The following is a 10,855-nucleotide window of genomic DNA, read 5'->3' as shown; positions in this document are numbered from 1 at the left end:
TTGCTCCCTTAGTCCCCTACTCCCCTACTCCCCTACTCCCCTACTCCCCTACTCCCTACTGCCCTACTCCCTTCCGTAGGGGAACGTCTCCGGCGTCACGCCGTTGTTCGGGCGTTATGGAAATACGTGGGTTCCTGTTGTTCTGGTCCATCTTGGCCGCCGTTGTCGCGGCGCTCAGCCTTGGACCATCTTTCGCCCATGTCCTGGAATCCCCTCCTCGGCTGACGAAATGGTCGCCTTCTCTCTGGCGCGAGGCCACTGTCTTCAACGCCCAGTTCCAGCTGTTTGGCGTCATTGGCGCGCCACTGGACCTGGCCGCGATCGGCTGTCCGGGACTGCTCGCTTGGATGCTGCGCAATGACCGTCCGGCGTTCTGGTACGCGTTGGCCGCTGCCATGATCTATGCGGTGTCTCTCGCGATGTGGTTTTCTCTCGTCAAGGCGGCAAACGATATTCTGGCCACCTGGGTGCCTGGACCGATTCCGGAGAACTTCGAAGCGATCCGGCTGCGCTGGGAAACCGGGCATATGATCGTCGCCGGCTTCAAGTCCGTCGGTTTCGTATCTCTGGTTGTCGCCCTGCTTTTCATCAAGCGCGGCTGACCGTTCGAAAATGTCCAGCGCCCGCGTTTGTTGCGCCGGTGAATGTGCTGTGGCAGAAGCGGGCCACGTCGCCCCGGAGATGCCCTTCTTGAAACCTTTTCGCGACAAACGCCGCGACAGCCGCTCGCATCAGCTCGCAAAGGGCGGGGCGGAACTGCGCGGAACCGGTGCATCAGGCAATCGCACCGAGCCGAAAGCCGCGCCGCGCGTCCTTTCCCGCCGCGACGGCGCCCTGCCCGCCGAACACCTGCCGCTGATCCTCGAAGTGGCGCCCAACGCCGACTACGCGTTGCTCGACAGCGGTGCCGGACAGAAGCTCGAGCAGTACGGCCCCTATCGTATCGTTCGGCCCGAAGGCCAGGCGATCTGGCAAAAAGCGTTGCCGGCCAAAGACTGGGACCGCGCCGACGCCATTTTCACCGGCGACACCGACGAGGAAGGCATCGGCCGCTGGCGTTTCCCCAAGACGCCGCTCGGCGAAACCTGGCCGATGAAGCATGACGGCATCGATTATCTCGGCCGCTTCACCTCGTTTCGCCATGTCGGCGTGTTCCCCGAGCAGGCGTCGCACTGGGATCACATGGCCGGGCTGATCGCGGCGGCGAAGCGGCCGGTCAAAGTGCTGAATCTGTTCGGCTATACCGGCCTTGCCTCGCTGGTGGCGGCGCGCGCCGGCGCCGAGGTCACCCATGTCGATGCGTCCAAGAAGGCGATCGGCTGGGCCAGGGAGAACCAGGAGATGGCGGGCCTGTCACAAAAGCCGATCCGTTGGATCGTCGACGATGCCCTAAAATTCGCCGAGCGCGAGGAGCGCCGTGGCAGCCGCTACGACATCGTCCTGTTCGATCCGCCCGCCTATGGCCGTGGCCCCAGGGGCGAGGTCTGGCAATTGTTCGAGGATCTGCCTGATCTGACCGACCTCTGCCGCTCGATCCTGACGCCGAAGCCGCTCGCTGTCGTGCTGACCGCCTATTCGATCCGCGCTTCCTTCTTCGCCATGCATGCCTTGATGCGCGACACTTTTGCCGGCATGGGCGGCACGGTCGAATCCGGCGAACTGATTATCCGCGAGAAATCCGCCGGCCGGGCGCTGTCCACCTCGCTGTTCTCTCGCTGGGTGGCCTGAATGAGCGAGCGGCACGCCGGCGCGCCAGGGCAGGTGAAGGAAGTCACCAGCCTTGCCAATCCGTTGATCAAGGACATCAAGGCTCTCTCGCTGAAGAAATACCGCGACCAGCAGAACGCATTCATGGCCGAGGGGCTGAAGCTGGTCATCGACGCGCTCGACCTCGGCTGGTCGATCCGGACGCTGGTCTTCTCCAAAGCCGGACGCGGCAATGCGGCGGTCGAAAAGGTCGCGGCGCGCACAGTTGCCGCCGGCGGCACCGTGCTCGAAGTTTCGGAAAAAGTGCTCGTCGCCATCACCCGCCGCGACAACCCGCAAATGGTGGTCGGCGTCTTTTCGCAAAAGTTCCTGCCGCTGAAGGACATCCGCGCTCAAGACGGCGATGTCTGGGTGGCGCTCGACCGCGTGCGCGACCCCGGCAATCTCGGTACCGTCATCCGCACCGTCGATGCCGTTGGCGCCAAGGGCATCATCCTGGTCGGCGAGACCACCGATCCTTTTTCCGTCGAGACCGTGCGCGCCACGATGGGCTCGATCTTCGCCGTGCCGGTCGTCAAGGCGACGCCGGAGGCCTTCCTTGCGTGGCGAAAAAGCTTTCCTGGCCTCGTTGCCGGCACACATCTGAAGGGTGCGGTCGATTACCGTTCGGTCGACTTTTCCAAAGGCCCGGTGCTGCTGATGATGGGCAACGAACAGCAGGGCCTGCCCGAAAGCCTGGCCGAAAGCTGCGACAGATTGCTGCGGATTCCACAGTCCGGTCGGGCCGATTCGCTCAATCTCGCGGTGGCCACCGGCATCATGCTGTTCGAGATCCGGCGCGGCGCGCTGAAAGTTGCCCCGGAGGGCGCCTGACCGTGACATCCCGAATGGTGAAATCCGCAACGGCAAAATCCTGGTTGCCCTACGTCGTGCTGGTCGCCGCCGCGGTTACGCTCGACCAGTGGGTGAAATATCTGGTCGAGACCGGCCTCCCTTTTCAGGAAAAGGTCGATCTTGTCCCGTTCCTGGCATTGTATCGCACTTACAACACCGGCATTGCCTTCTCGATGTTTTCGTCCTTCGGCGACACCGGCCTGGTGGTCATCGCCGCTTTCGTCGTCGCTTTCGTGCTCTATCTCGCGGCCCGCACTCCGCCCGGCCACGTGCTTACCCGCATTGGCTTTGCGCTGATCGTCGGCGGCGCGCTCGGCAATCTGTTCGACCGCGTTACCTATGGTCACGTGATCGACTACATCCTGTTTCACACCCCAATATGGTCCTTCGCCATCTTCAACCTCGCCGACGCCTTCATCGCGGTCGGCGCGGTGGTGGTCGTCCTCGATGAGCTCATTGGTTGGCGGCGCGAGGCCAAGCCCTCAAGCGATTGACCCTGGGCGATTGCCCTGGCGATTGACCTGGCCTTCTGCCGCCATACAGTGACCCATTCAAGAAGCCCGAGGAGACGACATGCCCGAAACCTTCAAAGCCATCCTCGTTTCGCGCGACCCCGAGAAGAAGCAGTCGGTCGCGATCACCGACCTCACCGAAGCCGACCTGATGGAAGGCGATGTCACCGTCGCCGTCGAGGCGACGACGGTGAACTACAAGGACGGCCTCGCCATATCCGGCAAGGCGCCGGTGATCCGCCGCTGGCCGCTGGTGCCGGGCATTGATTTCGCCGGCACCGTCATCTCGTCTTCCCATGCCGACTGGCGCACGGGGGACAAGGTCATTTTGAACGGCTGGGGCGTCGGCGAGACGCATTTTGGCGCCTATGCCGAGCGCGCCCGTGTCAAGGGCGACTGGCTGGTGGCGCTGCCCCAGGGCATGAGCCCGCATGATGCGATGGCGGTCGGCACGGCAGGTTACACCGCCATGCTTTGCGTCATCGCGCTGGAACGGCACGGCATCGTGCCGGATCGCGGCCCCGTCGTGGTGACGGGCGCGGCCGGCGGCGTCGGCTCGGTCGCGGTTTCGATCCTGTCCAGCCTCGGCTATCACGTCATCGCCTCGACCGGCCGCAGCGCTGAAAGTCCATACCTGACCGACCTGGGTGCTTCAGAAGTGATTTCGCGCGACGAGCTTGCCCAGCCGGCAAAGCCGCTCGCCAAGGAACGCTGGGCCGGCGGCATCGACGCGGTCGGCAGTCACACGCTGGCCAACGTCCTTTCGATGACCTCCTATGGCGGCGCGGTCGCCGCCTGCGGCCTGGCCGGCGGCATGGATCTGCCGGCGAGCGTCGCCCCGTTCATCCTGCGCGGCGTTTGTCTGCTCGGCATCGATTCGGTGATGGCGCCAAAAGCGGTCCGCATGGAGGCGTGGCGCCGCATCGGCACGGACCTCGACCTCCAGAAGCTCGCCAGCCTGTCCAGGACCATTGGCTTCGATGGCATCATCGACGCCGCGCACGACATCGTCGAGGGCAAGATCCGCGGTCGCGTGGTGGTGGACATGTGAGCTCTTCCTTCTCGCATGTCGCGCAAAGCATGCCGTCGGGCCTGATCCAGGGCCTGACCCGAGGGGCGTGCAGCGGTTTTGCGATGACGACATGCGTAAAAACAACAACCGGAAGCGCGTCGCATGAGGCCGGCCAAACGCGACGCGCATTAGGAGCGGAGAGGCAAAAACCACGCGGACCGCTAAAATTCGAACAATCCGCCGCAGTTTTCCATAATCTCTGTCTGGCAAGGGTTTCCGCATGGTCACGGAATCCGGCATCAGAGAAACGGAGAGCGCCGAAAGCGTCGACGGGATCGGCCCGGAGGCGCCAAGCCGGCAGCATGTCGCGGCGCCGCCGCTGGCGCCTGAATTGCCCGCCGCCAATCGCGAAGGCCTGCCGTTCCTGATGCTCGTCGCCATCGTCGTGCTGGCAGGCCTGTCGCATCTGACCGGCGCGCCGATCTTCATCACCGTCGGCCTTTTGGCGACTGGCATGGCAGGCCTCGCCGTGCATCTGCGTGCCAGGCGCACGCAGCGTCGCACGGTTGCGCTCCTTGGCGAGACCGCAGCGCGCAGCCGCGCCGAGGTTGAGAGCCTGGCCGACCGCGTGTGGGAGATGCAGGAGAGCGAGGAACGCTTTCGCGGGCTGATCGACGCGCTTGGCGATCTCGTCGTCCATCGCGACCGTGACGGCCACATCGTCTATGCCAACAAGGTTTTCGCCGAGCTTGTCGGAGCCGACCAGCGCGACCTTGCCGGCAGGGCCCTGGCCGAACTCGGCATCGACGTCGGCATCGTTCCCGATGCCGCTTTTTCCGACCATGAATGCCTCAGCTCCACCGACGTCGCCATTAGCACACCGAGCGGCCCGCGCTGGTTCTCATGGATCGAACTGTCCGTGCGCGACAAGGAGAGCGGTGCTGTCTCGCATCGCGCCATCGCCCGCGACATTACCGCCCGCAAGCACGCAGAAACGTCGCTGATCACCGCCCGCGAGCGAGCCGAATATGCAAGCCAGGCCAAATCGCGCTTCCTCGCCACCGTCAGCCACGAGATCCGCACGCCGATGAACGGCATCATGGGCATGGCTAAGCTTCTGGCGGACACCGGGCTCTCGCCGCAACAACGGACCTATGTCGGCGCCATCTCGACCTCGGCCAGCGCGCTGCTGGCGCTGATCGAGGACCTGCTCGACTATTCCAAGATCGAGGCCGGCCGCTTCGATCCCGAACCGCAGCCAATGTCGGTGCGCGAGATCGCCGACAACATCGTAGAACTCCTGGCGGCGCGCGCCTTCGCCAAGAATATCGGCCTTGGCTGCCATGTCGAACCCGACGTGCCGCAGATGATATCAGCCGATCCTGGAAGAGTCAGGCAGGTGCTGCTAAACCTCATCGGCAACGCCATCAAGTTCACCGACAGCGGCGGCGTGTTGGTGAGCATCGCTCGTGTCCGCACCGAAACCACCGACCGCATATGCTTCACCGTCACCGACACCGGTCCCGGCCTGCACGAGGACGACATGGAGCGCATCTTCGAGGAATTCGAACAGGCTGACGGCACCTCGACCCGAGCGCATGGCGGCGCCGGGCTCGGCCTTGCCATCTCCAGGCGCCTGGTGATCGCCATGGGCGGCACAATCTCGGTGTCGAGCCGGCTTGGCCAGGGTTCGGAATTCGTCTTCGAAATCCCGGCAATATCGGCCACCGAGCCGCCGCAGAGCCGTCAGAATGCGCTGTCAGGGCGGCGCGCCGTGATCCTGTCGAAGAACGCCATCGAGGCCGACGCCATCGCCCGCACCATCCGCGCCAATGGTGGCAAGGTCGATCTGGCCGCGACCGCCGCCCAGGCAGCGTCCCTCGCCGAAGGCTGTGACGTACTTTTGGTCGATGCGGCCATGGAGGAAGGCGACGGCAGGTTGCTCAAGCGCCTTCGCCAGGGCGGCTTTGCCGATTGCGAGGCGATCACACTGATCGCGCCGACCGACCGCGGCATGCTGGGCGACTTCCGCGCCAGCGGCTACGCCACCTTTCTGGCAAGGCCGGTGCGTGGCGAAACGTTGCTTCGCGTGCTTTTGACCAGCAGCGTGCCTGCCCTCACCCCGCCGCAGCCGGAAAAGCGCGGCGCACCATCCGCCCGCGCCACTGGCAGCCGGCGGCGGGGCCTGTCCGTGCTGATCGCCGAGGATAACGACATCAACGCCATGCTTGCCCGTGCCACGCTGCTGAAGGCCGGGCATCGCGTGAAACTGGTCGGCAACGGCAAGGCCGCCGTCGAGGCCATCACCGGCACCGATCACAAGTACCGCTTCGACGTGGTGCTGATGGACCTGCACATGCCTGTCATGGATGGGCTGGACGCGATCGCCGCCATCCGCCGGCACGAGGAGGAAACCGCCGTGCCGCCGGTTCCGATCATGGTCCTATCGGCCGACAGCCAGGAAAAGACCCGCCACGCAGTGCTCGCCCATGGCGCCAGCGGCTTCGTCACCAAGCCGCTCGACCCCGACGCGCTTGTCCATGCGGTTGAGGGCCACATGGCCGCTTGACCCGCCTTCTGTCCTTCCCTGGCTTACCTGCAGAACATAGCCGGTTGAAGAGTTGCCCAGCCGACGAAGTATTGCCCGCAGCGCCTTATCACGGTACTGTCACAATCCTGTTGCACCTACACCGTATCCCCGTGCCAAGAGGGATGGCTCGAAGGAGAATCACTCGTGCATACAGTTATGCCGGAATGTGACGCTCGGCCGAACGCCAGCGGTGCTTTGCTCACCGGGCGCAACGTCGATGCCGTCATAAAAGGCGAAGCGCTCGGCCGTATCGGCAACCTCGAAGTGCGACTCGCGCGCAACGAGGCCGAGATCGCCGCCGCGCAGGAAGTGCGCTACCGGGTGTTCTATGACGAGCTCGGCGCCAGGAAAACCCTGTTTCAGGTGCAGGACCGCCGCGACGCCGACCATTTTGATCCGCTCTGTGATCATCTGCTCGTCTTCGACACCTCGCTGTCCGGTCCCGAGCATCGCCGCATTGTCGGCACCTACCGCCTGTTGCGGCAGGAAATCGCGGCAGCAGCCGGCGGCTTCTATTCCGAGGGCGAGTTTGAGCTGACCAATCTTATCGCCCGCCACCCCGGCCAGCGTTTCCTCGAGCTCGGCCGTTCCTGTGTCTTGCCGCAATACCGCTCGAAGCGCACCATCGAGGCGCTCTGGCAAGGTATTTGGGCCTATATCAACCATTATGGGATCGGCGTGATGACCGGTTGCGCCTCGTTCCCCGGCACCGTGCCGGCGGCGCACGCCGAAGCGCTAACCTATCTCGCCCATCACTGCCGGACGAATTCGGCCTGGGACGTGCGCGCGGTCGCCGGGCGCTACTGCTGCATGGATTTGATGCCAATCGAGGCGGTCAACGCCAAGGCCGCGATCGCGGCGATGCCGCCGCTGGTCAAGGGCTATCTGCGCGTCGGCGCGCGCATCGGCGACGGCTGCGTCATCGACCGCGAATTCTCGACGGTCGACGTGTTCGTGGTGATGCCGGTCAAGGAGATCGGCGCCCGCTATGTCAATTATTATGGCGGGGAAGCCCAGCGCTTCGCGGCCTGAGTAGGGCAGTAGGGGAGTAGGGGAAGAGAAGGCAACGGCCGGAGTAGGCAATTGCTCCTGCTCCACTTGCGTAGCGTTATTCCCTACTCCCGTACTGCCCTATTCCCCTACTCCCCTAACTTACGCATCCTTCTCAGCTTGCTCATTCACCGGCCCTGGCTCGACCGGCGCTTCACCAGCCACATGCTTGGGACCGCCCTTGGCAACGCCGACCATGGCCGGCCGCAGCACCCGCTCGCCTATCGAAAAGCCTGGCTGCACGACCTGGACCACCGTGTTGGCCGGCACCTCCGGATTGGGCACCTCGAACATCGCCTGGTGGAAATTCGGGTCGAATTTCTCGCCTTCCGGCTCGAGCTTCTTCACTCCGTGCCGCTCGAGCGCCGATAGCATGGCACGCTCGGTGAGTTCGACGCCCTCGATCAGCGCCTTGAAACCGGCATCGCCCGACGCCTTGGCCTCATCCGGGATCGCGTCCAGCGCCCGGCGCAGATTGTCGGATACCGACAGCATGTCACGGGCAAAATTGGCGACCGCATAAGCACGCGCATCGTGGACGTCACGGGCGGTACGGCGGCGCAGATTCTCCATCTCGGCTGCGACGCGAAGCGCGCGATCCTTCAACTCATCGTTTTCCTTCAGCAGACGCACAAGCGCTTCATAGTCGCCGTCGGTGCTGCCTTGCGTGTGGTCGGTGGCAGCCCCGGTCGTCTCGGCTTCATCGGGCGCGCGTTCGTCTTTTGCCTGGTCGCTCATCGCCATTTCCCGTCATTTCGAATGATGTGGATTTTGTGCCCGATATCGAGGTTTGGCGGCCAAAAATCAAGGGGCAAGCGATACTGAAGAGGCCGCCAGGGCTCTGACGGCGCATCATGAACACCTTTCGATATTAATTCAAATTTTACTGTAATCGTCGGCTTTGGTTGCCAAGATGCTGCGAAGCGGGAACCATTCGTCTGCTGGAAGAGTTTCGAAGCCGACATAGGATTTTGAAATGACAACCCGCAACAATGGCGACCGTGGCAAGAAGGGCGCGCGCAACGATGCCGAAAGACGTGAACGGCTCGCGGCCGGCCTCAGGCGCCAGTTCGGCACCGAGGCTACGATCCGCTTTCTGCGTGCGTTGCCGGCGTTCCGGACTGAGAATGACATTCCCGACCGTTTCAAGGAATTGCTCGACCGCCTGGACGGCATCGAAGGCAGCGTAGCCGCCAATCGCCGCCGGCGGTAGTCGAATACATTCGCCTGAGTTGCGTGCCGGCCCAGAAGCCAAGCATGCCATTCCACATTGCAGCACCTTACGCTTGCGCGTCGCGCGTCAATTACGCGCAGTAACTTTGCGTGATGCCTGCCTTGCGGCGACGGAATGGTCCGTCTATGCTTCCTGATGAACATGATTTCCCCCGAAGCTGTGGCGAACAGCAAGCGTGCCTGGTTGAAAATCCTGGCGCGCTACAAGAAACCTGACAGGCGGCGCAGCGCCGTCGAACTTGCCATCACTCTCATCCCCTTTGCCACCCTGTGGGCACTGTCCTCGGCTGCCTATGCCTATGGCCATTGGTGGGGTCTGATCCTGATCCTTCCAGCCGCCGGCTTTCTGGTGCGGATCTTCATGATCCAGCACGATTGCGGCCACGGTTCCTTCTTCGCCAACCGCACCGCCGACGACTGGATCGGCCGCGGCCTGGGCATCCTAACGTTGACGCCTTACGATTGCTGGCGACGTGCCCACGCAACCCATCACGCCAGCGCCGGCAATCTCGATGAACGCGGCACGGGCGACATCAAGACGCTGACTGTCGCGGAATATCGGCAAATGTCCTGGCGGGGCCGCCTTGCCTATCGCCTCTACCGCCATCCGCTCGTCATGTTCGGCCTCGGCCCCATTTGGCTTTTCATTTTTGAGCAGAGACTGCCGGTCGGCATGATGCGAGGTGGCCTCACGCCCTGGGTGTCGTCGATGGCCACCAACGCGGCCATCGCGGTCGCCGCCGCCGCCCTCGTCTGGTTCGTCGGTCTCGAAGCTTTCCTGGTCGTCCATTTGCCCATCGTCGTTCTGGCCGGTTCCGCCGGCATCTGGCTGTTCTATGTCCAGCACCAGTTCGAAGAGACAGAGTGGGCAAAGGACTCCGAATGGGAGTTCCAGCATGCGGCCCTGCACGGCTCGTCCTATTACGACCTGCCGCCGGTACTGAACTGGTTCACCGGCAATATCGGCGTCCATCACGTGCACCACCTCTCCGCCAAGGTGCCGTGCTATCGTCTGCAGGAGGTCCTGAGGGACTATCCGGAACTGCGCGAAATTGGCCGCGTCACGCTTCTCGACAGCCTGCGCTGCGTCAAGCTGGCGCTGTGGGATGAGAGCCGCAGCAAGCTGGTGTCGTTTCGCGAAGCGCGGATGACCGCGTAAAGCGCGTCCCCCAAAAGGACGCGCGGCGCTGTAAAGCCGCCGCACCACAGGTGCGGCGGCTTTCCAAGATCTAGCTCAAGCCGCCTTGCGTTCGTCGCGCATCAGGATCTCGCCGTGGCGGATCTCGGTGCCGAGCACTTTCAGGCATTCGCGCATGAAGGCGGCCAGCCCCGGCCAGCCCTTGGCCGAGACCAGATTGCCGTCGACATGGGCGCCGCTCGGCGCGACATCGATGTAGGTGCCGCCGGCGAGCGTGACTTCCGGCTCGCAATACTGCAGCGCCGCGACCTCCCTGCCACGCAGCACGCCGTCGACCGCCATCAGGATCTGGGCGCCGTGGCAGATGGTGAAGATCGGCTTGCCGGTCTCGTGGAAATGCCGCACCAGCGCCTGCACGCGTTTGTCGATGCGGATATATTCCGGGCCGCGCCCGCCTGCCGCATAGACGGCGTCGTATTCGGCCGGATTCACCTCGGCAAAGGTCTTGTTGAGGATGTAGTCGTGGCCGAGCTTTTCCGTATAAGTCTGGTGACCCTCGAAGTCGTGCAGCGACGTCTTCAGGATATCGCCCGCCTTCTTGTCGGGGCACACGACATGGACCGTGTGACCAACCGCATGCATGGCCTGTTCAAAGACGAAAATCTCGTATTCCTCGCTGAACTCGCCAACGAGCATCAATATCTTCTTACCAGCCATTC

11 protein-coding genes are annotated in these 10,855 nt (G+C 63.6%); 9 read left to right on the top strand and 2 right to left on the bottom strand.

What is annotated here, in order from left to right; genetic code table 11:
* The first annotated feature begins 116 nt into the window (after window positions 1–116).
* From NMG80_RS08760 to olsB, 7 genes are all read left to right on the top strand, one after another.
* Complete coding sequence (locus tag NMG80_RS08760; RefSeq protein WP_254017753.1) at window positions 117–602, top strand: DUF1772 domain-containing protein; 486 nt, start codon at window positions 117–119, stop codon at window positions 600–602.
* Window positions 603–690: 88 nt separating this feature from the next.
* On the top strand, window positions 691–1,728 hold the full coding sequence (locus tag NMG80_RS08755; RefSeq protein ID WP_254017752.1) for an RsmD family RNA methyltransferase: 1,038 nt from the start codon (window positions 691–693) through the stop codon (window positions 1,726–1,728).
* Window positions 1,729–2,580: a TrmH family RNA methyltransferase gene (locus NMG80_RS08750; protein ID WP_254017751.1), complete on the top strand. Its 852-nt coding sequence runs from the start codon at window positions 1,729–1,731 to the stop codon at window positions 2,578–2,580.
* Window positions 2,581–2,594: 14 nt separating this feature from the next.
* On the top strand, window positions 2,595–3,095 hold the full coding sequence (gene lspA / locus NMG80_RS08745; protein WP_254017750.1) for a signal peptidase II: 501 nt from the start codon (window positions 2,595–2,597) through the stop codon (window positions 3,093–3,095).
* A 79-nt stretch (window positions 3,096–3,174) separates the two neighbouring features.
* Window positions 3,175–4,164: an acrylyl-CoA reductase (NADPH) gene (gene acuI, locus NMG80_RS08740; RefSeq protein ID WP_254017749.1), complete on the top strand. Its 990-nt coding sequence runs from the start codon at window positions 3,175–3,177 to the stop codon at window positions 4,162–4,164.
* Window positions 4,165–4,405: 241 nt separating this feature from the next.
* Window positions 4,406–6,694, top strand: coding sequence for a response regulator (locus NMG80_RS08735; RefSeq protein ID WP_254017748.1), 2,289 nt, complete (start codon window positions 4,406–4,408; stop codon window positions 6,692–6,694).
* A gap of 177 nt (window positions 6,695–6,871) precedes the next feature.
* Window positions 6,872–7,747 (top strand): l-ornithine N(alpha)-acyltransferase, encoded by an 876-nt coding sequence (gene olsB, locus NMG80_RS08730; protein WP_254017803.1) that lies wholly within the window; start codon window positions 6,872–6,874, stop codon window positions 7,745–7,747.
* 120 nt (window positions 7,748–7,867) lie between these two features.
* Here the strand turns inward: olsB and grpE are convergent, their stop codons facing one another.
* Entirely contained in the window at window positions 7,868–8,503 is a 636-nt protein-coding gene (gene grpE / locus NMG80_RS08725; RefSeq protein ID WP_254017747.1) for a nucleotide exchange factor GrpE, read from the bottom strand.
* Between the two features lie 238 nt (window positions 8,504–8,741).
* Here grpE and NMG80_RS08720 point away from each other — a divergent pair, with 238 nt between their 5' ends.
* Together NMG80_RS08720 and NMG80_RS08715 are read left to right on the top strand one after the other, a co-directional pair.
* Entirely contained in the window at window positions 8,742–8,978 is a 237-nt protein-coding gene (locus NMG80_RS08720) for a hypothetical protein (protein ID WP_254017746.1), read from the top strand.
* Window positions 8,979–9,134: 156 nt separating this feature from the next.
* Window positions 9,135–10,157, top strand: a complete 1,023-nt coding sequence (locus NMG80_RS08715; protein ID WP_077381075.1) for a fatty acid desaturase — start codon at window positions 9,135–9,137, stop codon at window positions 10,155–10,157.
* A gap of 75 nt (window positions 10,158–10,232) precedes the next feature.
* Here NMG80_RS08715 and NMG80_RS08710 read toward each other — a convergent pair whose 3' ends face one another.
* The gene (locus NMG80_RS08710) at window positions 10,233–10,853 is read right to left on the bottom strand and encodes a DJ-1/PfpI family protein (protein ID WP_254017745.1); all 621 of its coding nucleotides are present in this window, start codon (window positions 10,851–10,853) and stop codon (window positions 10,233–10,235) included.
* Window positions 10,854–10,855 lie beyond the last annotated feature (2 nt).

Source organism: Mesorhizobium escarrei (assembly GCF_935825525.1).
In the GTDB taxonomy this organism is placed as follows: domain Bacteria; phylum Pseudomonadota; class Alphaproteobacteria; order Rhizobiales; family Rhizobiaceae; genus Mesorhizobium; species Mesorhizobium escarrei.
The sequence above is the reverse complement of the archived record's forward strand: the minus strand, read 5'-3'. Positions and strand labels throughout refer to the sequence as shown.